The 25,675-nt window shown below is 65.1% G+C and carries 24 protein-coding genes; 11 read left to right on the top strand and 13 right to left on the bottom strand.

Going from position 1 to position 25,675, the window contains the following annotated elements; all coding sequences use genetic code 11:
• Window positions 1-54 precede the first annotated feature (54 nt).
• Window positions 55-828 (bottom strand): MBL fold metallo-hydrolase, encoded by a 774-nt coding sequence (locus tag ABIB80_RS06105; RefSeq protein ID WP_007599397.1) that lies wholly within the window; start codon window positions 826-828, stop codon window positions 55-57.
• Between the two features lie 12 nt (window positions 829-840).
• The gene (locus ABIB80_RS06100) at window positions 841-1,752 is read right to left on the bottom strand and encodes a DMT family transporter (protein ID WP_007599395.1); all 912 of its coding nucleotides are present in this window, start codon (window positions 1,750-1,752) and stop codon (window positions 841-843) included.
• A gap of 95 nt (window positions 1,753-1,847) precedes the next feature.
• On the opposite strand from ABIB80_RS06100, the gene ABIB80_RS06095 reads away from it, so the two are divergent.
• Window positions 1,848-2,711, top strand: coding sequence for a LysR family transcriptional regulator (locus tag ABIB80_RS06095; RefSeq protein ID WP_007599393.1), 864 nt, complete (start codon window positions 1,848-1,850; stop codon window positions 2,709-2,711).
• A gap of 238 nt (window positions 2,712-2,949) precedes the next feature.
• Here the strand turns inward: ABIB80_RS06095 and pdeM are convergent, their stop codons facing one another.
• The 4 genes from pdeM to ABIB80_RS06075 form a co-directional block, all read right to left on the bottom strand.
• Window positions 2,950-3,621 (bottom strand): ligase-associated DNA damage response endonuclease PdeM, encoded by a 672-nt coding sequence (gene pdeM, locus ABIB80_RS06090; RefSeq protein ID WP_051058445.1) that lies wholly within the window; start codon window positions 3,619-3,621, stop codon window positions 2,950-2,952.
• A gap of 53 nt (window positions 3,622-3,674) precedes the next feature.
• On the bottom strand, window positions 3,675-6,251 hold the full coding sequence (locus ABIB80_RS06085) for a ligase-associated DNA damage response DEXH box helicase (RefSeq protein ID WP_035993979.1): 2,577 nt from the start codon (window positions 6,249-6,251) through the stop codon (window positions 3,675-3,677).
• A 157-nt stretch (window positions 6,252-6,408) separates the two neighbouring features.
• Window positions 6,409-7,638: an ABC transporter substrate-binding protein gene (locus ABIB80_RS06080; protein ID WP_354127136.1), complete on the bottom strand. Its 1,230-nt coding sequence runs from the start codon at window positions 7,636-7,638 to the stop codon at window positions 6,409-6,411.
• A 114-nt stretch (window positions 7,639-7,752) separates the two neighbouring features.
• A complete protein-coding gene (locus tag ABIB80_RS06075; protein ID WP_007599385.1) occupies window positions 7,753-8,679 on the bottom strand; it encodes a methyltransferase domain-containing protein in 927 nt (308 codons plus the stop codon).
• 64 nt (window positions 8,680-8,743) lie between these two features.
• Between ABIB80_RS06075 and ABIB80_RS06070 the strand changes: the two genes are divergently transcribed.
• The 5 genes from ABIB80_RS06070 to ABIB80_RS06050 all read left to right on the top strand — a co-directional run bounded on the left by ABIB80_RS06070 (window position 8,744) and on the right by ABIB80_RS06050 (window position 14,389).
• A complete protein-coding gene (locus ABIB80_RS06070) occupies window positions 8,744-9,781 on the top strand; it encodes a ligase-associated DNA damage response exonuclease (RefSeq protein ID WP_035993976.1) in 1,038 nt (345 codons plus the stop codon).
• A complete protein-coding gene (locus ABIB80_RS06065; protein WP_007599381.1) occupies window positions 9,778-11,655 on the top strand; it encodes an ATP-dependent DNA ligase in 1,878 nt (625 codons plus the stop codon). The genes ABIB80_RS06070 and ABIB80_RS06065 overlap by 4 nt, the downstream gene beginning before the upstream one ends.
• Before the next feature lie 285 nt (window positions 11,656-11,940).
• The gene (locus ABIB80_RS06060) at window positions 11,941-12,243 is read left to right on the top strand and encodes a DUF6460 domain-containing protein (RefSeq protein ID WP_007599380.1); all 303 of its coding nucleotides are present in this window, start codon (window positions 11,941-11,943) and stop codon (window positions 12,241-12,243) included.
• Window positions 12,244-12,321: 78 nt separating this feature from the next.
• Window positions 12,322-13,056 (top strand): MBL fold metallo-hydrolase, encoded by a 735-nt coding sequence (locus ABIB80_RS06055; protein WP_007599379.1) that lies wholly within the window; start codon window positions 12,322-12,324, stop codon window positions 13,054-13,056.
• Window position 13,057: 1 nt separating this feature from the next.
• Window positions 13,058-14,389 (top strand): MATE family efflux transporter, encoded by a 1,332-nt coding sequence (locus ABIB80_RS06050; RefSeq protein ID WP_007599378.1) that lies wholly within the window; start codon window positions 13,058-13,060, stop codon window positions 14,387-14,389.
• A gap of 100 nt (window positions 14,390-14,489) precedes the next feature.
• Here ABIB80_RS06050 and ABIB80_RS06045 read toward each other — a convergent pair whose 3' ends face one another.
• Both ABIB80_RS06045 and ABIB80_RS06040 read right to left on the bottom strand, forming a co-directional pair.
• Window positions 14,490-15,587 (bottom strand): quinone-dependent dihydroorotate dehydrogenase, encoded by a 1,098-nt coding sequence (locus ABIB80_RS06045; protein WP_007599377.1) that lies wholly within the window; start codon window positions 15,585-15,587, stop codon window positions 14,490-14,492.
• A complete protein-coding gene (locus ABIB80_RS06040) occupies window positions 15,584-15,928 on the bottom strand; it encodes a DUF952 domain-containing protein (RefSeq protein ID WP_007599376.1) in 345 nt (114 codons plus the stop codon). The genes ABIB80_RS06045 and ABIB80_RS06040 overlap by 4 nt, the downstream gene beginning before the upstream one ends.
• Window positions 15,929-16,218: 290 nt before the next feature.
• Here ABIB80_RS06040 and ABIB80_RS06035 point away from each other — a divergent pair, with 290 nt between their 5' ends.
• Window positions 16,219-16,872: a S24 family peptidase gene (locus tag ABIB80_RS06035; RefSeq protein ID WP_007599368.1), complete on the top strand. Its 654-nt coding sequence runs from the start codon at window positions 16,219-16,221 to the stop codon at window positions 16,870-16,872.
• Window positions 16,873-17,010: 138 nt separating this feature from the next.
• Window positions 17,011-17,757, top strand: coding sequence for a carbonic anhydrase (locus ABIB80_RS06030; RefSeq protein WP_007599367.1), 747 nt, complete (start codon window positions 17,011-17,013; stop codon window positions 17,755-17,757).
• A gap of 124 nt (window positions 17,758-17,881) precedes the next feature.
• On the opposite strand, the gene ABIB80_RS06025 is transcribed toward ABIB80_RS06030, so the two are convergent.
• The 5 genes from ABIB80_RS06025 to ABIB80_RS06005 form a co-directional block, all read right to left on the bottom strand.
• Window positions 17,882-19,525: a lysine--tRNA ligase gene (locus ABIB80_RS06025; protein WP_007599366.1), complete on the bottom strand. Its 1,644-nt coding sequence runs from the start codon at window positions 19,523-19,525 to the stop codon at window positions 17,882-17,884.
• A 180-nt stretch (window positions 19,526-19,705) separates the two neighbouring features.
• Window positions 19,706-20,641 (bottom strand): ABC transporter substrate-binding protein, encoded by a 936-nt coding sequence (locus tag ABIB80_RS06020; RefSeq protein WP_007599365.1) that lies wholly within the window; start codon window positions 20,639-20,641, stop codon window positions 19,706-19,708.
• Between the two features lie 91 nt (window positions 20,642-20,732).
• Window positions 20,733-21,323, bottom strand: coding sequence for an SCO family protein (locus tag ABIB80_RS06015; protein ID WP_007599364.1), 591 nt, complete (start codon window positions 21,321-21,323; stop codon window positions 20,733-20,735).
• Between the two features lie 24 nt (window positions 21,324-21,347).
• The gene (locus tag ABIB80_RS06010) at window positions 21,348-21,542 is read right to left on the bottom strand and encodes a hypothetical protein (protein WP_007599363.1); all 195 of its coding nucleotides are present in this window, start codon (window positions 21,540-21,542) and stop codon (window positions 21,348-21,350) included.
• 109 nt (window positions 21,543-21,651) lie between these two features.
• Window positions 21,652-22,173, bottom strand: a complete 522-nt coding sequence (locus ABIB80_RS06005; protein ID WP_007599362.1) for a Clp protease/crotonase-like domain-containing protein — start codon at window positions 22,171-22,173, stop codon at window positions 21,652-21,654.
• Window positions 22,174-22,465: 292 nt separating this feature from the next.
• On the opposite strand from ABIB80_RS06005, the gene ABIB80_RS06000 reads away from it, so the two are divergent.
• The 3 genes from ABIB80_RS06000 to ABIB80_RS05990 all read left to right on the top strand — a co-directional run bounded on the left by ABIB80_RS06000 (window position 22,466) and on the right by ABIB80_RS05990 (window position 25,511).
• Window positions 22,466-24,124 carry an FAD-binding dehydrogenase gene (locus ABIB80_RS06000; protein WP_035995413.1) on the top strand — a complete coding sequence of 553 codons (1,659 nt, stop codon included), beginning with the start codon at window positions 22,466-22,468 and terminating at the stop codon, window positions 24,122-24,124.
• A complete protein-coding gene (locus tag ABIB80_RS05995) occupies window positions 24,125-25,045 on the top strand; it encodes an extracellular catalytic domain type 1 short-chain-length polyhydroxyalkanoate depolymerase (RefSeq protein ID WP_219684562.1) in 921 nt (306 codons plus the stop codon).
• 115 nt (window positions 25,046-25,160) lie between these two features.
• Window positions 25,161-25,511, top strand: a complete 351-nt coding sequence (locus ABIB80_RS05990; RefSeq protein ID WP_007599359.1) for a RidA family protein — start codon at window positions 25,161-25,163, stop codon at window positions 25,509-25,511.
• Window positions 25,512-25,675 lie beyond the last annotated feature (164 nt).

Below are 25,675 nucleotides of genomic sequence, written 5' to 3'. Positions count from 1 at the left end.
CTACCGCCGCGGCGTACTGGATGCCCCGGTCAAGCCGGGGCATGACAGTTGGGGCTACGGCGCCTGCACCACGGTCGGCACCCCCGGCTCCAGCAATCGCAGCCTTGTGCCAAAACCCAGCACATCAAACGTCTTGCGCAGATCCTCGCCGTTCTGGCGGAAATGCGCCCAACCCTCCGTATGAACCGGCACGATCATCGCATCGGGGAAGGCGCGTGCGGTCTCGATGGTGTCGTTGGTGTCCATGGTGAGATGGAACGGCCCGCGCGTTTGCGCGGCGCCGGCGAAAGGCATCACCACGCCGCATTTGAAGCGGCGCGCGACCTCGGCGACGCCGTCGAACCAGGTGGTGTCGCCGCTGATATAAACCGAAGTGGTGTCGGTCCGGCTCGACGACACCACGAAACCGATGACGTCGCCCGACAGCGGCTCGATGCCGGCCGGGCCGTGGCGCGCGGGCGTGGCGGTGATCGTCAGCGTATTGCCGTCACCGTCTTTCAGATGCGAGGTCGCCCATGGCGCGAGGCCTTCGACATGGCCGCCCAGGCGCTTGGCGCCGGCCTCGGTCGTCAGCGCGCGCGGCGCTTTAAGCAGATAGTCGCGGCCGGAATTGTCGAGATTGTCGGAATGCTGGTCGTGGCTGAGCAGGACCGCGTCGACCGGGCCGATTGCGTCGGCCTTCAGCGCGGGTCCAATCGTCTTCTCCAGCTTCACATGCGGCAGTTGATAGGCGCCGGGCGCATCGAAGGTCGGGTCAGTGAGCAGGCGGAAGCCATCGATCTCGATCAGCGCAGTGGGACCGCCGATCAGGGTGATGGAAATGGGCATGATGGACTCCTGTTACGAGACGGATTTTGCGGGCCGCGTCACCAGATAGATGCCAAGTGCGACCGGGATGATTCCGAGCAGATCGCGGGCCTCGACATGCTCGCCGAGCACGAGATACGCGAACAGCATGCCGAGCGGCGGCATCAGGAAATGATAGGCACTGGCGGCCGTCGCGCCACACACTTTCAGGAGATGAAACCAGAGCCAGTACGCCATGATCGAGCCGCCGAGCACGAGGAAGGCGAAGGCGCCGATCAAACCCAGCGTGAGGTCGATGGCATGAATATCGGCGAAGGTCAGCGCCACCGGCGTCAGCACGATGCCGGCGGCGAGATTCTGCACGCCATTGCCGATCCACAACGAGCCCTTTGGCGCGAGCAGCTTGAACAAAATGGTGCCAGCGACGAGGGAGGCAAGCGAGGCCAGCGTGAACACGATGCCGTGCAGCGAGTCGGTGCCGACCGACAGGCGGTGCCAGACGATCAAGGTCACGCCCATGATGCCGAGCAGGAGGCCGCTCGCCTTGCGCCAGGTCATGCCTTCGCCGAGCAGCAGCGCGGCGAGGCCCGCCGTGAACACCGGATTGGCCGACACGATCAGGCCGCCGAGCCCGGCGGAGACCGATTGCAGCCCGGTGTAGCCGAGGCCGAGATAGAGCGCGTTGTTGGCGACGCCGAGCACGGCGAAGATCGCGGCATCGCGCCAGGACAGCGACCAGTCGTCGCCGCGGACCAGCGTGGCACCGATGATCAGGATGCCGGCGAGCGAAAAGCGCGCGGCGAGCAGGATCAGCGGCGGGCAATGGGTCACGCCGATCTTGCCGGCGACGAAGGCGTAGCTCCAGAGCAGGCAGAACGCGCCGATGGCGAGCGGCAGCGTATTGAAGCGGCTGCGGGGAACCGAAATCGAGGGGGCGAGCGACATGCGAATCTCCTGAGCCCTCGATCTAGGGGGCCGGCTTGTCATTTGGAAATTAAATGATTAACTTCTAGTCAGTGGATTTTCGAATGGAGGCGCCCATGCTCGATCTGGAGCTCCTGCGCAGCTTCGTGTCGGTGGTCGATGCCGGCGGCTTCACCCGCGCCGGCGAGCGCGTCCATCGCACGCAATCGACCGTCAGCCAGCAGATCAAGCGGCTGGAGGAGGATGTCGGACAGGTGCTGCTGCATCGTGACGGCAAGGATTTGCGCCCGACCGAAGCCGGCGAACGGCTGCTGTCCTATGCGCGGCGGCTGTTGTCGCTTGCGGAAGAGGCCCGCGACGTGCTGCGCCAGCCCGACGGCGAAGGCGCGATCCGGCTCGGCATCCCCGAAGACTTTGCGGCGTACCGGCTGGCGAAACTGCTCGGCGCCTTCTCGCGTTCGCATCCGGGCCTGCGGCTCGATGTGCGCGCCGACCAGAGCAAGAACCTGTCGCGCGACCTCGATCGCGGCGAGCTCGATCTCGCATTGTTCAAGCGCGCAGCCGGTGAGAAGGGCGCGATCGCGGTGTGGCCGGAGCAGGTGCACTGGGTCACCAGCAAGAGCCATCCGATCCACGCCGATGTCGCCTCGGTGCCGCTGATCGGCTTTCCGCTCGGCTGCCTCTACCGCGCCGGCGCCATCCACGCGCTGGAAAGCGCGGGCCGCATTTGGCACATGTCCTACACGTCATCGAGCCTCGCCGGCATCCAAGCCGCGGTCGCTGCCGGCATGGGGCTGAGCATCCTGTCGGAGATGGCGATCCAGTCCGACCACCGCGTGCTGACCGCGAAGGATGGATTTGCGCCAATCAACCGGACCGAAGTCGCGTTGATGGCCGCGCCGGGTGCAAGCCCCGCGACGCTGCGGCTCGCCGATCGGCTGGCAGAGTTCTGCGATGACGTGCAGGCGAAGGCGGCGTGAACCGTTGCGATAGTCGCGATCTGCGGCTGCGAGACCGGTACGTTCCCTCCCCCCTTGTGGGGGAGGGTTAGGGAGAGGGGTACCACACGGGGACTATCTCGATTCGCACACGCGTTTGCGCGACGCCAACGCGCAACTTTTCCTGGGCTACCCCCCTCCCCTGCCCTCCCCCACAAGGGGGGAGGGAGCGCAGTGTGCGCGTGGTGAGAGGGTTCAGCCCGATCGAAGCGATAGCTAGTCAATAACACCGCGACGCGGCAATCGCGTGCACGCGGCGGTCGCCGAGCAGGTGCGCGACAAAACCGTTCTTTGGAAAGATCTTTGCAAACGCCACGTCACGGATGCTGAGGCCGCCGGCATAGGCGCCGAAGGCGGGCATCACGGCGCGCATCCCGTCGCAGGCGAAGCAGCGGCGCTCCATCGAGCGGCCGCGCGCGGAGACGCGGGCCTTGGGATGGAGATGGCCGGCGATCTCGCCGCCCGCGCCGGTCGGCTCGTGGCGGAAGGTGATCGGGCCGATCGCGACTTCGTCGGCGACGGTGCCGCCGAGATCACGCGGCAGCGCCGGATCGTGATTGCCCGAAATCCAGATCCAGTCGCGGCCGGCCTGCAAGGCGGCGACCGCGTCGCGATCCTCCGCCGACAGGCGTCCATGCGCGGTGCGATCGTGAAAGCTGTCGCCGAGCGCGATGACGATTCGGGGATCATGGCGGGAGATGACAGCAGCGAGACGACCGAGCGTCGCGATGGTGTCGTAAGGCGGCAGCAGCACGCCGCGCATGGCGAAGCTGGAACCTTTTTCCAGATGCAGGTCGGAGACGACGAGCAGGCGCTGCTCTTCCCAGAACAGTGCCCCGGAAAGATCGGCCACGAACGTCACGCTGCTGATGCTGACATTCGAAACGCGCATGTCCTCGTTATCTCCTGAAACCAGCGCGCCTGCCGTCACGTCAAAACCTGCTGTTATCCCATCGCCTCTTTGACCAGCTCGTCAGCGGCTTCGGCCAGGAGCTCGTCTCCTGCTTCGCCATAGACTGACTCGCGGCCGATTTCCAGCATCACGGGGACCGCGAGCGGCGAGACACGGTCGAGTTCCCGGTGCGTGATGCGGCCCTGGATGCGGGTGAGCATGTCGCTGAGACGGCGCAGATCGAGCAGGCCGGTGGCGGCATCGGCACGGGCGGCGCGCAGCAGCACGTGATCGGCCTGGTGTTTTCGCAAAACGTCGTAGACGAGATCGGTCGAGAACAGCACCTGGCGGCGGCTCTTCTCCTCGCCGGTGTGACGGCGCGCGATCAGGCCGGAGATGATCGCGCAATTGCGAAACGTGCGCTTCATCAGTGCGGATTCGGCAAGCCAAGCTTCGAGATCGTCGCCGAGCATATCAGGGTCGAACAGCGCATCGAGGTCGATCCTGCCGTCCCGGATCATGGAGGACAGGTCGCCGAGCGCCCAGACCGCGATCGCATATTCGTTGGCGACGAAGCCGAGCGGTCGGGCGCGGGCACGCTCCAGCCGGCGCGTCAACAGCATGCCCAGCGTCTGATGCGCGAGACGGCCTTCGAAGGGATAGCAGACGATGTAGTGCTTGTTGGCGCGGGGAAAACTCTCGACCAGCAGCTCGCGCACTTCAGGCACACGCGAGACGTCCTTTTGCTGCGACAGCCAGTCGCGCACCTGCTCCGGCAAGGCGCCCCACGCGCGCCCGTCATCGAGCAGGCGGCGGACCCGTTCGGCGAGATAGGTCGAGAGTGGGAACTTGCCGCCCATATAGGACGGCACCTTCGGGTCCTTGTCGTTGGCGCGCGAGACATAGACCTGGTCCTCGACCAGGGTCTCGTAGCGCACCACCTCGCCCGAGAACACGAAGGTGTCGCCGGGGCTGAGGCCCTCGATGAAGGCTTCCTCGATCTCGCCGAGCAACCTGCCGCCGCGCGCGATCACGCCCGTCGACCCGCCTGCTTTTCCTTGACCACCGCCGCGCGATCGCACCAGCCGCACCTTCAGCATGTCGTCCTCGACGATGGTGCCGACATTCATCCGGTAGCTCTGCCGCACCTTGGGATTGGCGACGCGCCAGCGCCCCTCCTTGTCCTGCTTGATGCGGGCGAAGCGCTCATAGGTCTTCAGCGCGTAGCCGCCGGAGGCGACGAAATCGACCACGTCGTCGAAATCCTGCCGCGTGAGATCGGCGTAAGGTGCGGCGGTGCGCACTTCGTCGTAGAGCTCGTCGGAGAAAAATGGCTCGCCGCAGGCGCAGCCGAGAACGTGTTGGGCCAGCACGTCGAGGGCACCGATCCGCAGCGGCGGCGTGTCCTGCGCATTCTCCGCGATGGCGTCGATCGCGACGCGGCACTCCAGCACCTCGAAGCGGTTCGCGGGCACCAGCACCGCGCGCGAGGCTTCGTCGAGCCGGTGGTTGGCGCGGCCGATGCGCTGCATCAGGCGCGAGGAGCCCTTGGGCGCGCCGATATTGACGACGAGATCGACGTCGCCCCAGTCGACGCCGAGATCGAGCGAGGAGGTGCAGACCACGCCGCGCAGTTTGCCCGCCGACATCGCATCCTCGACCTTGCGGCGCTGGGCGACGTCGAGTGAGCCGTGATGCAGCGCGATGGCAAGGTTGTCGTCATTCATGCTCCAGAGATTCTGGAACAGCATCTCGGCCTGGCTGCGGGTGTTGACGAAAACCAGCGTGGTCTTGTTCGCCTTGATCAGCTCGTAGATCTCGGGAAGCGCATGGCGGGCACTGTGGCCGGCCCAGGGCAGGCGTTCGCGCGTGTCCATCATTTCGACCAGCGGCGGCGCCGCGCCGCCGGCAAGGACGATGTCGGCCGCCGCTTCCGTGCCGCCGGGCTGCGGCACCAGGAAGCGCGCCAGCGATTCCGGCTCGGCCACGGTCGCCGACAGGCCGATCGCGCGCATCTGCGGCGCCAATCGCCACAGCCGCGCCAGCCCGAGGGAGAGAAGATCGCCGCGCTTGGACGTCACCAGCGCGTGCAGCTCGTCGAGCACGATACGCTTCAGCGAGGAGAACAGGAACGGCGCGTCGTCGGAGGACAGCAGCAGCGCGAGTTGTTCGGGCGTCGTCAGCAAAATGTCAGGCGGATAGCGTCGCTGCCGCTGCCGCCGCGACGTCGGCGTGTCGCCGGTGCGGGTCTCGATCTTGATCGGCAGCGCCATCTCGGCGACGGGACGCTCGAGGTTGCGCGCGATATCGACCGCGAGCGCCTTGAGCGGCGAGATGTAGAGCGTGTGCAGGCCGCCGGTGCGTTGCAGACTGCGGCCGGTGGAGATCACCGATTTCGCCGAAGCTTTGGGCGTAGAACTCAACTCCACCAGCGTCGGCAGAAATCCCGCCAGCGTCTTGCCGGCGCCGGTGGGCGCGATCAGCAGTGCGGACCGGTCCTCGCGCGCCTTCTCCAGCAGCGCCAATTGATGCGCGCGGGGCGACCAGCCGCGGGCTGTGAACCACGCCTGGAAGTGGTCGGGCAGCAGCGCGGCAGGCTCGGCCGGAGATTTGCGGATGCGGGGCGGCACGGCATCACAGGTAAGCCGTGGGGGTGGGTTCGTCGAGGGGGTGGTCCCGTAGGGTGGGCAAAGCGAAGCGTGCCCACCATGTGCACCCGAATGCATGGAGAGATGGTGGGCACGGCGCAAGTGCGCCTTTGCCCACCCTACAGCATCCCGCCCGCCCCTACTCCGACATCGGCTTGTCGGAGATGTCCCAGTCTTTGCCGGTGAAGGTGGAGATGAAGAGCGTCTTCATCGGCGTGTAGTCGTCAGGCGTGTAGTCGTAGGTGACGCCGTCGAGGAAATAAGGCGAGTGGAAGCCTTTGAGGTTGGAGGCCTGCTTCAGCACGTTGGCGCGCGTGAGCTCGTCGCCGCAGCGGCGCAGGATCTCGCCCATGGTGACGGCCTGGCCGTAGCCGGCGAAGGCGATGGTGTTGTCTTGATCGATCGCCGGCGTGTACTTCTTGCGCAGCTCCTCGAACGCCATCACGTCGGGGTCCTTCTCCCATTTGGGCAGGCCGACCTCCTTGTTGTAGCGGATGGCGACGATGCCGGCGGCGTTCTCGAGGCCCGCTGCATTGAGGATCGAGCGGCCGGTCGAGCCGGCCGAGAGCAGCTGCAGTGGCTTCCAGCCGAGCTCGGCCACTTTCCGGATCGACTGCGACGACGCCTTGCCGGTGGAGATGTTGTAGAAGACGTCCGCACCCGACTTCGAGAGGTTGATGAGCTGGGAATCGACGGTCGGATCGGTCAGATCATAGGTCTGTTCCATGATGACCTGCGCGGTGCCGCCGGCATCGGCCAGCACTTTCTTGAAGGGACCCAGGAAGTCGCGGCCGAAATCGTCGTTCTGGTAGAGGATGCCGACCTTCGCGTTCGGCTTCACGCTGACGACGTGCCGCGCCAGGATGCGCGCCTCGGTCGGATAGAGCGGCAGGCCCGCCATGGTCCATTTGAACTCTTTCGGATTATTCCACTTCGACGCGCCGGTGTTGAGCAGCAGCTGCGGCACGCCCTTCGAGTTCAGGTATTTGTGCACGGCGGTCTGCGGTGCGGTGCCGAGCGAGCCGTAGAGCGCGAGCACCTCCTCCTGCTCGACCAGGCGCCGCGTCGCCTCGACGCATTTCGGCGCGCTGTAGGCATCGTCCATGGTGAGGAATTTGACCTTGCGTCCGTTGATGCCGCCCTTCTCGTTCAGCATCTGGAAATAGGCTTCGCCGACGCGCCCGAGCACGCCGTAGAGCGAGCCGGGGCCGGAATGCGGCACGGTCTGCCCGATCTTGATCTCGGTGTCGCTGGCGCCGGCATCGTATTTCTTTTCCGCGGCCCAGACGGAGGGCGCGGGCAAGGTGGATGCCGCGATGGTCGCGAGCGCGGCGGCGCTGAAATCACGCCGCGATGGATTCTTGGTCATTGTTTGTTTCTCCCTAGCGAGGACATAGTGCTGGCATCGCGGCACGTGTCGCAAGTGGGAAGTCACGGCTTTGCGACGCAATGACGCTCAAAGCGTCGCGTATAGCGCCTAGACTCAAGTTTTCTCGGCGACCACGACGAGGCCGCGCACCGGCTCGTTGTTCTCGGTGCGTGGCGAGGCCCGCTCCAATGTGAGGACCTTGAGGCCGGCCTGCGCCATCGCATCGCGCACATATTCCGCCGAATGGGCATAGCGCAGGCCTTCGCCGAGAACGATCCCGCTGCCGTCATGGGTCTCCAGCGTGAACGCAAGCACGCCGCCGGGCGCGAGCACGCGCCTGGCCTCACTGAGCACTGGCGCGAGATCGGGGAGATAGACGAACGCATCGGCAGCGACGACGAGGTTTGCGCTCGCATCGCTCCTGCTGCGCAGGCCTTCGATCATGTCGGCGACTTCGAGCTCGGCATAGAGGCCGGTTGCGCGCGCCTCCTTGACCATGCCGGGCGACAGGTCGATGCCGATGAACTGGTCGACCTGTTTTGCGAAGGCGGCGGCCGCAAGCCCCGTACCGCAGCCGAGATCGATGGCGCGCTTGAACAGGGCGGGCTTCTTCGCGGCGACGCGGGCAGCCACCACTGCCTTGAAGATTAGCGACGGCGCGCGATAGCCGAGATCGTTGATCAGCACGTGCTCGAAGCGCGGCGCGTATTGATCGAACAAGGCCTGCACATAGGCCTTCGGCATCTCCGACAATTGCGCATCGCCGAGTCGTATCAGATGCAGATGAGCGCCGTGCTGATCGCCCGGGTCGGACTCGCGCGATTTGCGAAAGGCCGCAATGGCCTTGTCGCGCTCGCCGAGTTGCGCGCGGATTTCGCCGAGCGTGAACCAGGCCGAGGTGAAATTCGGCGCAAGCTCGATGGTCTGCTCCAGCAGGTCGGCGGCAGCCGCCAGATCGCCCTTGAGCTGGAGGTCGCGCGCGAACTCGAAGCGGCGGTCGGCCATGAGATCGCCGGAGGTCAGGAACAGGCGCAGGGGCATTGGGGAACCAGGGAACGAAGCGGTGATGACTCGAAGATGCGGGGTCGCAACCTATATAACAGGCATGCGTCCGCAAGACATCCTGCTGCCAGTTGCCGCCGGCCTATGCTGCAAGCCGGGCGGCTTCCATATCGACCCCGTCCGGCCGGTCGAGCGGGCCGTGATCACCCACGGCCATTCCGACCATGCCCGCGCCGGCCACGGCGCGGTGCTGGCGACGCAGGAAACGCTGGACATGATGCGGCTGCGCTATGGCGAGAATTTTGCCGGCTCGACGCAGGCGATCCGCTATGGCGAGGAGATCCGGCTCGGCGATGTCAGCGTGAAGTTTCACCCGGCCGGCCATGTGCTCGGTTCGGCGCAGGTCGCGGTGACCTGCAAGGACACCTGCATCGTCGCCTCCGGCGACTACAAGGATGCACCCGACCCGACCTGCACGCCGTTCGAGCTCGTGCCCTGCGACGTCTTCATCACCGAGGCGACGTTCGGCCTGCCGGTGTTTCGCCATGGCGATGCCGCCGACGAGGTCAAGAAGCTGCTGGCATCGGTGGCGCTGTTTCCGGAGCGCGCGCATCTCGTTGGCGCCTATTCGCTCGGCAAGGCGCAACGCGTGATCGCACTGCTGCGCCAAGCGGGTTACGACGTGCCGATCTATCTGCATGGCGCGATGGAGAAGATCACGCATTACTATCAGAGCCGCGGAATCGAGCTCGGCGATCTCAGGCCGGTGAAGGGCGTCAAGAAGGCGGCACTTGCCGGCACCATCACGCTGGCGCCGCCCTCTGCGACGTCCGATCTCTGGACCCGGCGGTTTCCCGATCCAGTCACGGCATTCGCCTCCGGCTGGATGCGGGTGCGCGCCCGCGCGCGGCAACGCGGCATCGAGCTGCCGCTGGTGATCTCGGATCACGCCGATTGGGACGGCCTCACCGCCACGATCGCCGCGACCGGCGCCGGCGAGATCTGGGTCACCCACGGCCAGGAAGACGCGCTGGTGCATTGGTGCCAAAGCAAGGGTTTGCAGGCACGGCCGCTCGATCTGGTCGGCTATGGCGACGAGGAGGAGACCGAGACGCCGCTCGCTGACGAGGCCGAAGCATGAACCGCTTCGCCGAACTTCTCGACCGCCTCGCCTACGAGCCCGGCCGCAACAACAAGCTGCGGCTGATCACAAGTTATTTTCGCGAGGTCGCCGATCCTGATCGCGGCTATGCCCTGGCCGCGCTGACCGGCGCGCTGAGCTTCAAGCACGCCAAGCCCGCGCTGATCCGAGATCTGATCGCGTCGCGCACCGATCCGGTGCTGTTCGGATTGTCTTACGATTATGTCGGCGACCTCTCGGAAACGGTGGCGCTGATGTGGCCGAAGCGGAATGCACACAAGGACGAATCTTTTCCGGGCTACCCCTCTCCCCCGCCCTCCCCCACAAGGGGGGAGGGAGCGCAGTTGCGCGCGGCGCTATCAGTGAGCGCGAGAGCTAACAGCGATTCCCAAAGTGATGGATGCACGAACCTCACCGTTCCCTCCCCCCTTGTGGGGGAGGGTCAGGGAGGGGGGTACCGCGGGCGAGATGCCAGCGATGCGCTTCATCCGAGCAACCACAACAATCCACCGCCGCCGACGCTGACCGAGGTCGTCACCACGCTGCGCACACTCGGCAAGACCGAGCTACCAAAACAGCTCGAGCGCTGGCTCGACGAGCTGGATGAGACCGGCCGCTGGGCGCTGTTGAAGCTCGTCACCGGCGCGTTGCGCATCGGCATCTCCGCGCGGCTGGCCAAGACCGCGGCCGCGGCACTCGGTGACAAGGACCCGCATGAGGTCGAGCTGATCTGGCCCGGTCTCGCGCCGCCCTATCTCGACCTGTTCGCCTGGCTGGAAGGCCGCGGCGACAAGCCGATCAATCGCGATCCCGCCCCGTTCCGCCCGGTGATGTTGGCGCACGCGATCGAGGACACCGATTTCGCCGCGCTCGATCCCGCCGATTACATCGCCGAATGGAAATGGGACGGCATCCGCGTGCAGGCGGTGGCCGGCCGAGACGAGCACGGCCACATCACGGCGCGGCTCTATTCGCGCACCGGCGAGGACATCACCGGCAGCTTTCCGGACCTCGTGCCGTCATTGCGCATGCCCGGCGCCATCGACGGCGAGCTTCTGATTCTGCGCGAAGGGCGCGTGCAGAGTTTCAATGTTCTGCAGCAACGGCTCAACCGCAAGGTCGTGTCTCCGAAGCTGATCAAGGAGTTTCCGATTCATCTGCGCGCCTACGATCTGCTCGGCGACGACGAGAACGATTTGCGCGAGCTACCCTTTGCGGAGCGGCGCGAACGGCTGGAGACCTTCATCGGCAAGCTTGACGATCCCCGCATCGATCTGTCGCCCACCGTCGCCTTCGCAAGCTGGGAGGCGCTAACCGCCGCACGCGCCGATCCCGCGAGCGCCGGTGCGGGCGAGGACGCGGACGCCGTCGAAGGCGTGATGCTGAAGCGGCGCGATGCACCCTATCTGCCGGGACGGCCGAAGGGACAGTGGTGGAAGTGGAAGCGCGATCCGCACATCATCGACGCCGTGCTGATGTATGCGCAGCGCGGCCACGGCAAGCGCTCGTCCTACTATTCCGACTACACCTTCGGCGTCTGGACCGCAGGTGCGGGCAGTGACGAGCTGGTGCCGGTCGGAAAAGCCTATTTCGGCTTCACCGACGAGGAGTTGCTCCAGATCGACCGCTTCGTGCGTCGCAATACCACCGAAAAATTCGGTCCCGTCCGCCACGTCGTGCACGAGCCGGACAAGGGCTTGGTGCTGGAGGTCGCCTTCGAGGGGCTGCAGCGCTCGCCACGGCACAAATCCGGCGTCGCGATGCGCTTTCCCCGCATCAGCCGCTTGCGCTGGGACAAGCCGCCGCGGGAAGCCGACCGGCTGGAAACGCTGGAAACAATGCTGAAAGCGGAGGCGGCGGAGATTGAGGCGTGAGGCGTACTAGGTGCGCTCCCTCTCCCGCTTGCGGGAGAGGGTCGGGGAGAGGGTGTTTCCCCAGTGGGAATCCCCAATAGGAGAGAGCCCTCACCCGCGCCTTCGGCGCGACCTCTCCCGCAAGCGGGAGAGGTTGCAGCGAGCCTGCGGCACGATCATCTCGCAACGAAGGCGTACCCGCCCTGCCCGAATTAAAATCCCGTAAGCCGATTGACGCCCCGTTGCGGGTTCCCCATGTCCCCCGCCTTGCCCTATGATAGGGTCGAATCCCCTGAGGAGTTTGAGATGGCCCACGACGTCAGAGATTTGCCGGCCGGCCGCGGTGACAGCCTGAACCGCTTTCTCGGCGGCTCGCCGCTGGCGGTCGCGTTTCGCCTGGTGCTGCTCTCGATCCTTGTCGGCGTCGTGCTGGCGGCGATCGGCTTCGATCCCTGGAATATCATCTTAAGCATTCGTCTTCTGTTCCAGCGTTTGTGGGATCTCGGCTTCGACACCGTGAACTGGCTGTGGCGCTACTTCCTGCTCGGCGCTGTCATCGTGATTCCGATCTGGCTGCTGATGCGCGTTTTCGGTGCGCCGCGCAGGTAAGTCGTTAGTTTTGAGCATGATCTTGTCGGAAAACCGCTTCACACTTTTCCGGATCATGCTCTAGGGAGCTCGCGGCCGATGCAATTGCGCTTTGTCGGCTGCGGCGACGCCTTCGGATCGGGCGGCAGGCTCAACACCTGCTTCCACGTCTCGGGGCGCGAGGCCAACTTCCTGATCGATTGCGGCGCGTCGGCTCTGCCGGCGCTGAAGCGACTCGAGATCGACTGCAATGAGATCGATCTCATCCTGATCACGCATTTCCACGGCGACCATTTTGCCGGGCTGCCGTTTGTCCTGCTCGACGCGCAATTCTCGCGGCGGACGCGGCCGCTCACCATCGCCGGCCCCAAAGGCATCGAGACGCGGCTGCGTGCGGTGATGGAGGCTCTGTTCGAGCATTCCTCCAAGACGGACCGGCGCTTCGAGCTGTCGGTCGTCGAGCTCGCGCCCGAGCAGAGCCAAAGCTTCGGCGCGGTGACGGTGACGCCCTATCCGGTCGTTCACGGCGAATCCGGCGGACCGTTCCTCGCCTATCGCATCGAAGCCGAGGGCCGCACCCTCGCCTACAGCGCCGATACCGAATGGACGGAGACGCTCATTCCGCTGGCGCATGGCGCCGACCTTTTCATCGCCGAAGCCTATATGTACGAGAAGGTGGTCAAGAATCACCTCAGCCTGAAGACCTTGGAACAGCACCTCCCCGAAATCGGCGCAAAACGCCTCGTGCTCACCCATATGAGCGAAGACGTGCTGTCGCGCCTCGACGACATCGCCCATCTCGCCGCCGAAGACGGCATGGTGCTCGTGTTCTGACATGCACGCACCCGTTCACGTGAAGATCGGTTCCCGTCAGGTCTTCGCCATCGCAGGCCCCGCGATGGTCGCGAACCTCACCACGCCGTTGATCGGCGTGGTCTCGACCACCGCGATCGGACGGCTGGACGACGCGGCGCTGCTCGGCGGCGTCGCCATCGCGTCCGTCATCTTCGATTGCCTGTTCTGGCTGTTCGGCTTCCTTCGCATGAGCACGCTTGCCTTCACGGCGCAGGCGCTCGGCGCCGGCGAGACGCGCGAGCTGACCGCGATCCTGGTGCGCGGCTTCATCGTCGCCGGCTTGATCGGCATAGCCCTGATCGTGCTGCAACTGCCGCTGGCCGCCGGGCTGTTCGACCTGATGGGCGGCAGCGAAGGCGTTACGCGCGCGGCGAAAACCTACTTCGTGATCCGGATCTGGTCGGCGCCGCTGGCGCTCGCCAATTACGTCATCCTCGGCTGGCTGGTCGGCCAGGCCCGCGCCAATCCGGCGCTCGCGCTCCAAATTGTCATCAATCTCGTCAACGCGGCGGCGACGATCCTGCTGGTGCTGGTCTACGACACCGGCATCGCAGGTGCTGCAATCGCCGCGCTGTTGTCTGAAGCGGCCGGATTCGGGCTCGGCATGATGGTCTGCCGCCGCTATGCGGACGGCGGGTTCGCGGTGCCATACGCAGAGCTGTTCGACCGGGCCAAGCTGATGCGGCTGCTGGCGGTGAACTCCGACATCCTGATCCGCACCGCGGCGCTGATCGCGGTGTTTCTGTTTTTCACCGCCAAGGGCGCGCGGGCTGGCGACGTCACGCTGGCCGCCAATTCCGTTCTCAACAATTTTCTGCTGGTCAGCGCCTTCTTCCTCGACGGTCTTGCGAACGCAGCCCAGCAGCTTTGCGGCCGTACGCTCGGCGCACGCGACGCCAAGGGATTTGCGGATTCGACCCGGCTGGTGCTGCTATGGGGGCTCGGCTTCGCGCTGGTCGTGTCCGCGCTGTTTGCGCTGTTCGGACCGAACTTGATCGATTTCATGACGGCGAGCGAAAGCGTCCGTCGCGGCGCGCGGGAATTCCTGCCGTTCGTCGTGCTTGCGCCGATTCCCGGCGTGTTCGCCTTCGGCTTCGACGGCATCTATATCGGCGCGACCTGGGCGCGCGAGATGCGCAATCTGATGCTGGCCTCGCTCGCGATCTTCCTCGCCACATGGTGGGCGCTGCAATCGTTCGGCAATGCCGGGCTGTGGAGCGCGCTGATCGCCTCCTACGTCTCGCGCGGCGGCTTGCAGGCCGCGCGCTATCCGGCGCTGTACAGGAAGACGTTTTCGAAGCAGTCGCTGTAACGCGTAGCCCGGATGGAGCGAAAGCGTAATCCGGGACCTTCGCGTCCGCGGATAGAATCCCGGATTGGGCTTCGCTCCATCCGGGCTACGCGGCGAAGAGCTACATCCCCGGCCAGGCTTCCGCCGTCAACGTGGCGGCGTCGGAGCCGACGATCTCGGAGAGAGAATCCCGCCCGGTGCGCAATAGGGTCGAGGCGAGATCGCGCTTGATCTCGTCGACGAGGCCGAGGCCCTTGTAGACCAGCGACGAATAGAGCTGGATCAGGCTCGCGCCGGCGCGGATTTTCGTCAGCGCGGCGCCGCCCGAGTCCACACCGCCGACGCCGATCAGGGGGAATGCGCCCTCGACCCGCACATAGGTTTCCGCGACCATCCGCGTCGACAGCCGGAACAGCGGCCGGCCGGACAGGCCGCCCTGCTCCTTGGCGCGCATTTCCTCGCGCAGCGTGCTCGGCCGCGCGATCGTGGTGTTCGACACGATCATGCCGTCGACCCGGCGCGAGCGTGCGACCTGCACGACGTCGTCGAGCTGGGCGAGGCTCAAATCCGGCGCGATCTTGAGCAGCACCGGCGTGTCGCCGGCCTTTTGCCGCACCCGCTCGCGCGCGTCGATCACCCTGGCGAGGAGATCGTCGAGCAGCGCGCCTTCCTGCAGATTGCGCAGGCCCGGCGTGTTCGGCGAGGAAACGTTGACGGTGAAATAGCTCGCGACCGGCGCAAATGTCTCGATCAGCTTGACGTAGTCATTGACGCGGTCGGGTGAATCCTTGTTGGCGCCGACATTGACGCCGACGATGCCGCCGTGCTGCGCGCGCGCCGCGAGCCTGCGCAGCGCTGTCTCCGCGCCGTCATTGTTGAAGCCCATGCGGTTGATCACGGCCTCGTCGCGCTCCAGACGAAACAGCCGCGGCCGCGGATTGCCGCTTTGCGGCTTCGGCGTCACCGAGCCGATCTCGACGAAGCCGAAGCCGAGCCGCAGCAGCGCATCTGGCACTTCGGCGCTCTTGTCGAAGCCCGCGGCCATGCCGATCGGATTGGGGAAGTTGAGCCCGAACGCACGCACCGCAAGCTTGGGATCGTCAGCGTGCGGCTTGCCCGGCGGCAGGAAGCGCAGGCCCTGGATCGCGAGGCGATGCGCATCCTCCGGATCGAGCCAACGCAACACCGGCAGCGAGAGAGCGTCGAAAGCGCGGATCACGGGGCAAGCTCCGGAACATCGTGGCCACCGTCGGAGCGCGTGTTGAGGTTCATCACGGCAATCACCGCACCGAGATCGAGTTCGCCATAGAGATGCGGAAACAGCTCCTCATTGCGCGAACGCTCCCAGCGCAATGCGCTACCGAGCGCATCGCCGTCGACCTCGACCAGGAACAGCGCGCGCTGCCCGACATAATGCTTGTGCAGGGTCTCGGGAACCTGGGCGGCGGTCGAGAAATGGATGAATCCGTCGCGCGAATCGTCCGCGCTGCCGCGGTAGACGCCCTGCCGTTCCGCCTCACGCCAGGCCGAGGCCGGACAGATTTTGTAGATCTTGACCACCGCTTACGCAGCCCTGTTTGCTCGTTGAGTCTTTTGGGGTTTTTGGGTCGTGCGGGTCCCTGAAACCCGGGCGCGACCGTAATGGCCGCCCCCTCCGAACTCAAGACTTAGAGCCATTTCCGTTCCGATGAAATCGAAGCGGAGCGCCAAATTCCTGCTTTGACGCGTTTCCTGGTGCGAACCGGTAACCGGTTCGCTTGAAAACACGCTCAGCGCGCCCCTTGCGCAAAAAGCGGAAAACCGGTTGATTCGAGGATAGTTTTCCTGAGTTGCGACGGGCTGGACCTTTCATGGTCAGGCAGGCCAAAGCGCAGAGGATCCTCACTCACGACCAGATCTGGGGCGCGCTGGATCGGCTGGCGGCGCGCGCCGGCTTGTCGCCGTCGGGCCTCGCCAAGCGCGCCGGGCTCGATCCCACCACCTTCAACAAGTCCAAGCGCGTCACCTCCGACGGCCGCGAGCGCTGGCCCTCGACCGAATCGATCGCGAAAGCGCTGGCGGCGGCAGATTCCTCGATCGACATTTTTGCCAGGCTGGTCGGCGACGAGGCAGGCGGCGGCCGCTCGGTGCCGCTGCTCGGCTTGGCACTGGCGGGCGCGAGCGGCGCCTTCGACGAGTCCGGCCTTCCCATCGGCAAGAGCTGGACCGAATTTGCCCTTCCCGCCGCCGAGGACAACCACAGCTTCGCGCTGCAGATTTCCGGCGAAGCGCTTGCGCCCGCCTATCGCGACGGCGACATCATCCTGGTCGCACCCGGCGCGCCGATCCGCAAAGGGGATCGCGTGGTGGTGAAGACCAGGGCAGGCGAGGTGACGGTGGCGACGCTGAAGCGCCGCACGGCAAAGGCTGTGGATTTGCAGCCGCTCGATGCCTCCCAGGCCGAACGCAGGATGGCAGCGAGCGAGGTCGGCTGGATCGCGCGGATCGTGTGGGCGAGCCAGTGATCACGTCTCGCCTGCGTCGTGACCGGGCGATGATTTCAGCCGCGCCGCATTCGCCGCGGGCATCCTTGCGACTCAGCATCTCTCTCGCATAGGTTGCGGCCACTCATTGCCGAGCAAATTCATGTCAGGGGGAATATGATGGATCGCCGTCACGCATTGAAGGCCCTCGCAGGTCTTGCGCTTTGTCCGCTCTGCAAGCCGGCCTTCGCCGCCGAAGGTGCGCATTGGAGTTATGAAGGCGCCGGCGCCAAATGGGGCGATCTCGACGCGGCCAACAAGGCCTGCGCGGTCGGCCTGCAACAATCGCCGATCGACATCGAGGCGACGGTCAAATCGCAACTGCCCGCGCTGAAGCTGAACTGGGGCAAGAGCGCCGACACCATCGTCAACAACGGGCACACGATCCAGCTCAACTTCACCGAGGGCAGCACGCTCACGCTCGGCGACGTCAAATACAAGCTGCTCCAGGTGCATTTCCACCGGCCGAGCGAGCACATGATCGGCGGCAAGAATTTTCCGATGGAGGCGCATTTCGTCCACCGCAACGATGCCGGCGGGCTCGCCGTGGTCGGCGTGCTGATGGCCGAGGGCAGGCCGAACCCTGCCTTCGGCAAGATCGTCAAGACCATGCCGGCCGCGGAAGGCCCCGCCGTGAAGGCGGATTCGACCATCGATCCCCACGCCATGCTGCCCACGAGGCTCAGCTACTTCCGCTATCCCGGCTCGCTGACGACGCCGCCTTGCTCAGAAGTGGTCGAGTGGCTGTTGTTGACGACCCCCATCCAGGCGTCGGCCACCGACGTCGCCGCATTCGCAAAGCTCTACCCGATGAACGCGCGCCCGGTGCAGAAGGATAACCGGCGCTACGTGCTGCGGTCGACCTGAGCGGGGGGCTGAAGGTCCGTAGCCCGAATGAGCGAAGCGACATCCGGGACCGCTGGTGCGGCTAACTAGCGAAAACCCCGGATGTCGCTTCGCTCATCCGGGCTACGCGTTCGCTACAACCGCCTCACGCACTCCGCGCCAGTGCGCCGTCGATCATGTTCACCGCGTTCTGCACGCCATACACCGCGACAAAGGAGCCGAAGCGCGGGCCCTTTTCCTGGCCGAGCAGCACCTGGTAGAGCATGTTGAACCAGTCGAGTGTCACGCCGGGACGGCCGTCCTTGCCCTTCTTGACCGGATCGAGGAACGGCTCGCGGCGGCCGATCTCGTAGACGACGTTCTGGATGTCCTCGGCCGTGGCATCCTGCGGCAGCTGCGATAATGCATCGCGCAAATCCTGCAGCGCCGCGCGCTCGGTCTCGGTCGGTTCGCGGAACGTCTTCGTCGGCGCGACGAAGTCGCGATAATAGTTGATGGCATAGCCGACCATCGCGTCGAGCTTGGGATGCGTCTGCGGGCTCACGCCAGGCCGATAGCGGCCAATGAAACCCCACAGCGTCTCGGCATTCTCCGCATTCGACGACGACACCAGCGTCAGCAAGAGCTGGAACGTGACGGGCATATCGAACTTCGGCGGATGGCCGCTGTGAACGTGCCAGACCGGATTGCCGAGCTGCTGTTTGGCGTCCTGCTTGGCAAAGCCGTCGATGAACTGCTGGTAGTCGTCGACGTTGCGCGGGATGACGTCGAAATACAGCCGCTTGGCCGCCTTCGGCTCGCGATACATGAACAGCGACAGCGATTCCGGCGAGGCGTAGCGCAGCCATTCGTCGATGGTCAGCCCGTTGCCCTTCGACTTCGAAATCTTCTGGCCCTTGTCGTCGAGGAAGAGCTCGTAGTTGAAGCCCTCCGGCGGCGTGGCGCCGAGTGCCCTCGCGATCGCGCCGGAGAGTTTGACCGAGTCGATCAAATCCTTGCCGGCCATCTCGTAATCGACGCCGAGCGCAACCCAGCGCATCGCCCAGTCGGCCTTCCATTGGCACTTGACGTTGCCGCCGGTGACCAGCGTCTCGACTTCCTGGTTGGTATCGGGATCGAGATAGGTCACGGTGCCGGCCGCAACGTCGCGGCGGATCATCGGCACCTGCAGCACCACACCCGTGGTCTTGCTGATGGGGAGGAACGGCGAATAGGTCGCGCGGCGATCGGGGCCGAGCGTCGGCAGGATGATCGCCATCACCTTGTCGTAGGCCGCGAGCATTTTAAGCAGCGTCGCGTCGAAACGGCCGGACGTGTAATAGTCGGTCGAGCTCGCGAATTCGTAGTCGAAGCCGAAATGATCGAGGAAGGCGCGCAGCCGCGCATTGTTGTGGTGCCCGAACGACGGGTACTCGTTGGAGAACGGGTCCGGCACGCGCGTCAGCGGCTTGCCGAGATGCGCGGCCAGCATCTCCTTGTTGGGGACGTTGTCGGGCACTTTCCGAAACCCGTCCATGTCGTCGGAGAACGCGAGCAGGCGGGTCCTGATCTTGTTCTCGGTCAGCACATGAAAGGCGTGCCGCACCATCGAGGTGCGCGCGACCTCGCCGAAGGTGCCGATATGCGGCAGGCCTGATGGCCCGTAGCCGGTCTCGAACAGCACCTCGTCCTTCGGGCTTTTCTTCAGCCGCGCGACAATGGCCTTCGCCTGCTCGAACGGCCAGGCGTTGGATTGTTCGGCGAGCGCACGCAGATCGCTCGGGTTCGCGGCAAGATCGATAACGGACATCTAAGGGGCCTCCGGGGCGCGGAAAATAGCGATTTCCGGGCAGAATGCAATTTTGCGAGACGGTGCAACCGCACCCACCGTCATTGCGAGCGAAGCGAAGCAATCCAGAATCTTCGCGCAGAAGCACTCTGGATTGCTTCGTCGCTGCGCTCCTCGCAATGACAACGAGGAGGCAGCGAACTAAAACGGGCTCACCGAGAAGTACCGCAGCCACAGATCCGTGTAGCGGCCCTTTTCCCAGACGCGGAACATCGCCCAGTTCAGGGCCTGGCGCAGCACGTCGTTGCCCTTGCGCACGGCGATGCCGATGCCTTCGCCGAAGAAGCGGCTTTCGACGAAGGGACCGCCGGAGAAGGCGCAACAATCGCCGGAATCGGTGCCGTTGATCCAGAACGCAAGCGCGATGGCGTCGCCGAAGATGAAGTCGACCTCGCCCTTGCGCAAGGCGGCGCGCACGGCATCGTCGTTGGGATAGGGGTGCAGCTCGGCGTCGGTGAACATCGCCTTGAGATAGGCTTCATGCGCGGAGCCGGCGATGACGCCGACCTTCTTGCCTTCGAGATATTCGGGCCGGATCTCCGGCATCACCGCGTCCTTGCGCGAGACGAAGCGCGCCGGCACGCGGTAATAGGGATCGGTGAAGTCGACCCGGGCGCGGAGCTGCGGGCTCACCGCCATCGAGGCGATGATGGCGTCGCCCCGGTTGGAGGCGAGTGCATCGACCAGCGTCTCGAAGCGGCGCATCTGCACCGTGCAGGTGACCTTGATCTCCTCGCACAGCGCGCGGGCGAAGTCGACGTTGAAGCCGGCCGGATTGCCGTCGGCGCCGGTATAGTTGAACGGCGGATAGTCGGTCTCGGTCAGGAAACGGATCACTGTCAGGCGCGACAGGTCCGGCCGCTCCGGCCGCCGCCGTGGGTCCCAGAAGCCCGGCACGGCCTGGGGTGCGGCTTGCGGCGCGACCTGAGGTGAGGCTTGCGGCGCCGTTGGGGGCTGCTTGGCCGGAGCCTGCGCCTGCGCGCACGGCGCGGCAGCGAGCAGGCAGACGCCGACGACCAGCCCGGTCAGCAAGCCACGGGCGGATTTGGACGATTTCGCCTGTTGCGATGGAGCCATCGGCTGAAAATGAACGATTTTCGTTGGGATCGGAGGGCCTTATAGCCCATCCGGCCGGGAACGCGAGCGCGGATTGCGGCGAATAGGGAGCCTACAGATACCGCTTCAAGTCCACTGCGGCTTCTTCCGGCGTGCGCTTCAGGTTGAACGGCGAGACGAAGCGACCGTCGCGGTCCATCAGATAGATCAGCGCGGTGTGGTCCATGGTGTAGTCGCCGTCCTTGGTCGGGACCTTCTTGGCGTAGACCCGGTAGGAGGTGATCACCTTGGCGGTCTCGGCAGGATCGCCGCTGAGGCCTTCGAGGTGCGGGTCGAAGCTCGACAGATAATCCTTCATCGTCCCCGGCGTATCGCGCTCGGGATCGACCGAGATGAAGACGGCGTTGACCTTGTCGGCGTCCTTGCCCATCGCGCGCAGCACTTCCGAGATCTCGAACAGCGAGGTTGGGCAGACATCGGGGCAATGGGTGTAGCCGAAGAAGATCAAGGTCGGCTTGCCCTTCAGGTTCTTGTCGGTGACGGGCTTGCCGTTCTGGTCGGTGAGCTGGAACGGGCCGCCGATCGCGGCCGGCTGCGCCACCTTGCTGACCCCGCCCATGGCCCAGAATACGATCAGGAGCCCGAGGACGAGGCTTGCGGCGAAGGCGGTCGCGATCACCAGCGGACGGGCGGTGGAACTCATGGGCGGAAAACTTCCTGTCGCGGGTCAGAAGCAGGCGGCAAAACCGGTCCTGATCATTTCGAAGAACACCTGGCTGCCATAGTGGAACCAGAGCGCGAGCGCACCGAGCACGACCAGGCTGCCGACGCCGGCACCCGCCAACAGCAGCACGAACGGCATCCGGCCGGCAGTGGGCGAATTGTCCGATACAGGATGGGCGGGGTGCAGTGGTTGAGCCATGACAACGATCGGGGTGAAAACGTGAGTTTCCCGAGCGTTCAGATAAGCTTTGCCCCGCCTGCGGGCAAGGCAGCACCGGCTGGCAAAGAATCCCGTCAGGCCGAGGACGTCAGTGCAAGAGCTGGCCCCGGGCGGATTCGAGCCGATCCGCTTGCGGGAGTGGCGCGCGCGACGGCTTGTTGGCCGAGGCCTGCGCGTCGAGGTAGCAGGGCTTGTACATGGCCTGGAGCTGCCGGCCCTTCAGGAACAGCATATGCGGGGTGAGCCCGCCGCGCTGATTGATCCAGCGCTTCACCTGCGAGGGATACATCGCATAGAGCATCTGGGTCGCTTCGGTATTGGTGACGGCACGGCCGTTGCTGCCGAAATCCCACGCTGCGTGGAAGCCCAATGTCGCGTGCGACGTCACGCAGATGCGGTCGGGCGGGATGGCGCCGAGGACGATGGTGCAGGCAGAGGCGCAGAGACCGTCGATGATGACGGTGTCGCCCGACTGTCGCAGGTCCTGGTATTTGTCGACGTAGGTTCCGATCCGGCCGCCGCGGTCATCCGCGATCCGAACCACCGCGTGAGAAGCGCCCATGCTCGCGATCAGGAGAACCGCCGCAAGCAACCCCGTCAGAAACTTCATTGGCCCCCGCCCCAGTCGAATTCGAATCTGTGTGTCAGGTGGTGATGCCCTGCTAGGGTCCGTCGTAACCGCGGTTTTGTCTAGGCATGCCGGCTCGCTCAAAACAAATTCAAATCCAGTGTTGCGCCGGCGCTGCACTCAGCCGGTCTTTTTCCCGAAGTGGAACAAGTTAACGATGTCTTACGCGCCGTACTCTTGATCTCAGTTGCAACCGCCGGCTTCAATCCGGGCAACTACAGGGAGGAACCTGTGGAGGGGGAACACATGGAGGGGGCAACATATGGCCGAACAGATGGCTGAAGAGACTGACGTCATCGTTGTCGGCGCAGGACTGTCGGGCCTCGTGGCCGCAACCGAGATCGCGGACGCCGGCAAGCGCGTGATCGTGGTCGACCAGGAGGGCGAGCAGTCGCTCGGCGGCCAGGCGTTCTGGTCGTTCGGCGGATTGTTCCTGGTCGATTCGCCGGAGCAGCGCCGGCTCGGCATCAGGGACTCCTTCGACCTTGCGATGCAGGACTGGCTTGGCACCGCCGGCTTCGACCGCGACGAGGATTTCTGGCCTCGGCAATGGGCCGAGGCCTATGTGGCGTTCGCGGCCGGCGAGAAGCGTGCGTGGCTGCGCGCGATGGGCCATCGCATCTTTCCCGTGGTCGGATGGGCCGAGCGCGGCGGCTATGATGCGATGGGCCACGGCAATTCGGTGCCGCGCTTTCATGTCACCTGGGGCACCGGGCCCGGCATCGTCGAGCCGTTCGAGCGCCGCGCGCGCGAGGCCCTCAGGAGCGGCCGGCTGAGCTTCAGGTTCCGCCATCGCGTCGATGCGCTCTCGATCACCAACGGCACGGTGGATGGCGTCAGCGGTGCCATTCTCGCCCCGGATAATGTCGAGCGGGGAAAAAGCTCCTCGCGCAACGTCATCGGCGAGTTTGCGTTGAAGGCGCAAGCCGTGATCGTCGCCTCGGGCGGCATCGGCGGCAATCACGAGCTGGTGCGGCAGAACTGGCCGAAGCGGCTCGGCGCGCCGCCCAAATTCATGATCTCCGGCGTGCCGGAGCATGTCGACGGCCGCATGATCGGCATCACCGAAAAATCAGGCGCGCGGCTGATCAACCGCGACCGCATGTGGCATTATGTCGAAGGCATCCAGAACTGGTCACCGATCTGGCCGCGCCACGGTATCCGCATTCTGCCCGGCCCTTCCTCGATGTGGTTCGACGCCACCGGCACGCGCTTGCCGGCGCCGTTGTTTCCCGGCTCCGACACGCTCGGCCAGCTCCAATACATCATGTCCACCGGCTACGATTATTCCTGGTTCATCCTGACCCAGAGCATCATCAAGAAGGAGTTTGCGCTGTCGGGCTCGGAGCAGAATCCCGACCTCACCGGCAAGAGCTGGCGCATGACAATCAAGCGCGCCACCAACAAGGGCGCACCGGCGCCGGTGGAAGCGTTCAAAAGCCATGGTGTCGACTTCATCGTGCGCGACAAGATCGAGGATCTCGTTGCGGCCATGAACAAGCTGGCCGGCAGCGACCTCCTCAAGCTCGAGCACATCAAGATGCAGATTGAGGCGCGCGACCGTGAGATCGCCAACCCTTACGTCAAGGATGCGCAGGTGATGAACATTCACAATGCGCGGCGTTATATCGGCGACAGGCTGATCCGCACCGCCTCCCCGCACCGCATCCTCGATCCCGCGCAAGGGCCGCTGATCGCGGTCAAGCTCAACATCCTCACCCGCAAGACGCTGGGCGGTTTCGAGACCGACCTCTCTTCGCGCGTGTTCGGCGAGGAGGGCAGCGTCATTCCCGGCCTCTATGCAGCGGGCGAAGCTGCTGGCTTCGGCGGCGGCGGCGTGCACGGCTATCGTTCGCTGGAAGGCACGTTCCTCGGCGGCTGCCTGTTCTCGGGCCGCAATGCAGGCCGGGCCGCGGCGAAAGCCGTGGGCTAGATGATGCGGCGGCGGCTGCGCATCGCGGCGCTTGTTGCGGCATTGGCCGCCGCCCCGGCTGCGTCCGCCGATACGATCGATATCGACGGCGTGAAGCGGTCCTACGCTGTGCAATTGCCGGCGAAGCGGCTGGTGCCGCTCGTCGTCGTGCTGCACGGCAAGACCCAGCGCGGCGCCGACATGATGACGCGGACGGCGTGGCCGCAGGTCGCAAAGCGCGAAGGGTTTGCGGTGGTCTTTCCTGATGGCCTCAACCACGCATGGGTCGATGCGCGGACCAAGGCGGGACCGGCGCTCCGTGGTCCGCGCGCGGGCACCGACGACGTCGCCTTCATCGCAAAGCTGGTCGAGAAGCTGGTGGCGAACGGCACCGCCGACCCTCGCCGCGTCTATGTCACCGGCATTTCCAATGGCGGCGCCATGGCAATGACGCTCGTCTGCGCCCGCGCCGATCTGTTTGCTGCCGGCGCGAGCGTGAGCATGAATCTCACCGATGAGGCCGCTGTCACGTGCCATCCGTCGCGGCCGCTGCCGATGCTGCTGATGAACGGCACGGCCGATCCGCTGGTCCCCTACGAGGGCGGCCGCGGATCGAGCTATTATGCCGCAGACGGTTTCTGGTCCACCGACGAGACGCTTGCGTTCTGGCGCAAGCTCAACGGCTGCGAGATCGATAATTCCGACATGACCGATCTGCCCGACAGGGCGCCCGCAGACCAGTCGACGGTGACACGAATCTCCTCGCGCTGTCCTGAGGGGCACGAGGTCGTGCTTTATCGGATCAATCAAGGCGGCCATCGCATGCCCGGATTTTCTCCGGATGCCCGCTTCCCGAAGGTCGCAACCAGCTTGCTCGGGACGCAGAACGGCGACATCGACGCAGCCGAGACGATCTGGACGTTCTTCGGCCAGTTTCCTTGAAGTGCAACGCATGCATAGCCGGCGACGCATGCGTGCCTTGCAATGCATGCGTGCCTGGGGTGGCACAGGGCAAGCCGCTGCGCTAGACAGGGCCGCCATTCAAAGGAGACTCCCAATGAGCATTCAGCGTCTTGAAACCGGCCCGCGCATGAGCCAGGTCGTCGTGCACGGCAACACCGTCTATCTCGCCGGTGTCGTCGCCAACAACGCCGCCGGCGAAAGCGTGACGAAGCAGACCCAGGACATCCTGGCGACCATCGACAGCCATCTCGCCAAGGCCGGCACCGACAAGTCGAAACTGCTCTCGGCCACGATCTACATCACCGACATGAAGACGTTTGGCGAGATGAATGCGGTGTGGGACGCCTGGGTCTCGCCCGGCAACACGCCGGCGCGCGCCACCGTCGAAGCCAAGCTCGCGGCAGCACAATACACCGTCGAAATCATGGTCACTGCGGCCAAGTAAGTTCGCGACAAACATTTGCGCGCGCTTGTCGGCGCATGATCCGATCGGGAAACCGCTTCACACTTTCCCGGATCATGCGCATGACCTCCGAGGTAATCGATCAGCGCGCGTGAACCTTCGATAGTCAGGTCAGCCGAACGACACGGCGCCATCGAAGGAGACGA

Source organism: Bradyrhizobium sp. i1.15.2 (assembly GCF_040548425.1).
GTDB lineage: Bacteria > Pseudomonadota > Alphaproteobacteria > Rhizobiales > Xanthobacteraceae > Bradyrhizobium > Bradyrhizobium canariense.
The sequence above is the reverse complement of the archived record's forward strand: the minus strand, read 5'-3'. Positions and strand labels throughout refer to the sequence as shown.

Excerpts from the sequence above, each read along its gene's own strand:
- ABIB80_RS06075 (WP_007599385.1), bottom strand. The coding sequence starts at position 8,679 with ATGCCCCTGCGCCTGTTCCTGACCTCCGGCGATCTCATGGCCGACCGC.
- ABIB80_RS06020 (WP_007599365.1), bottom strand. The coding sequence starts at position 20,641 with ATGGCTCCATCGCAACAGGCGAAATCGTCCAAATCCGCCCGTGGCTTG.
- ABIB80_RS06105 (WP_007599397.1), bottom strand. The coding sequence starts at position 828 with ATGCCCATTTCCATCACCCTGATCGGCGGTCCCACTGCGCTGATCGAG.
- ABIB80_RS06035 (WP_007599368.1), top strand. The coding sequence starts at position 16,219 with ATGGTCAGGCAGGCCAAAGCGCAGAGGATCCTCACTCACGACCAGATC.
- ABIB80_RS05990 (WP_007599359.1), top strand. The coding sequence starts at position 25,161 with ATGAGCATTCAGCGTCTTGAAACCGGCCCGCGCATGAGCCAGGTCGTC.
- ABIB80_RS06025 (WP_007599366.1), bottom strand. The coding sequence starts at position 19,525 with ATGTCCGTTATCGATCTTGCCGCGAACCCGAGCGATCTGCGTGCGCTC.
- ABIB80_RS06055 (WP_007599379.1), top strand. The coding sequence starts at position 12,322 with ATGCAATTGCGCTTTGTCGGCTGCGGCGACGCCTTCGGATCGGGCGGC.
- ABIB80_RS06005 (WP_007599362.1), bottom strand. The coding sequence starts at position 22,173 with ATGAAGTTTCTGACGGGGTTGCTTGCGGCGGTTCTCCTGATCGCGAGC.
- ABIB80_RS06000 (WP_035995413.1), top strand. The coding sequence starts at position 22,466 with ATGGCTGAAGAGACTGACGTCATCGTTGTCGGCGCAGGACTGTCGGGC.
- ABIB80_RS06015 (WP_007599364.1), bottom strand. The coding sequence starts at position 21,323 with ATGAGTTCCACCGCCCGTCCGCTGGTGATCGCGACCGCCTTCGCCGCA.
- ABIB80_RS05995 (WP_219684562.1), top strand. The coding sequence starts at position 24,125 with ATGATGCGGCGGCGGCTGCGCATCGCGGCGCTTGTTGCGGCATTGGCC.
- ABIB80_RS06070 (WP_035993976.1), top strand. The coding sequence starts at position 8,744 with ATGCGTCCGCAAGACATCCTGCTGCCAGTTGCCGCCGGCCTATGCTGC.
- ABIB80_RS06065 (WP_007599381.1), top strand. The coding sequence starts at position 9,778 with ATGAACCGCTTCGCCGAACTTCTCGACCGCCTCGCCTACGAGCCCGGC.
- ABIB80_RS06010 (WP_007599363.1), bottom strand. The coding sequence starts at position 21,542 with ATGGCTCAACCACTGCACCCCGCCCATCCTGTATCGGACAATTCGCCC.
- ABIB80_RS06060 (WP_007599380.1), top strand. The coding sequence starts at position 11,941 with ATGGCCCACGACGTCAGAGATTTGCCGGCCGGCCGCGGTGACAGCCTG.
- pdeM (WP_051058445.1), bottom strand. The coding sequence starts at position 3,621 with ATGCGCGTTTCGAATGTCAGCATCAGCAGCGTGACGTTCGTGGCCGAT.
- ABIB80_RS06100 (WP_007599395.1), bottom strand. The coding sequence starts at position 1,752 with ATGTCGCTCGCCCCCTCGATTTCGGTTCCCCGCAGCCGCTTCAATACG.
- ABIB80_RS06030 (WP_007599367.1), top strand. The coding sequence starts at position 17,011 with ATGGATCGCCGTCACGCATTGAAGGCCCTCGCAGGTCTTGCGCTTTGT.
- ABIB80_RS06080 (WP_354127136.1), bottom strand. The coding sequence starts at position 7,638 with ATGACCAAGAATCCATCGCGGCGTGATTTCAGCGCCGCCGCGCTCGCG.
- ABIB80_RS06050 (WP_007599378.1), top strand. The coding sequence starts at position 13,058 with ATGCACGCACCCGTTCACGTGAAGATCGGTTCCCGTCAGGTCTTCGCC.
- ABIB80_RS06095 (WP_007599393.1), top strand. The coding sequence starts at position 1,848 with ATGCTCGATCTGGAGCTCCTGCGCAGCTTCGTGTCGGTGGTCGATGCC.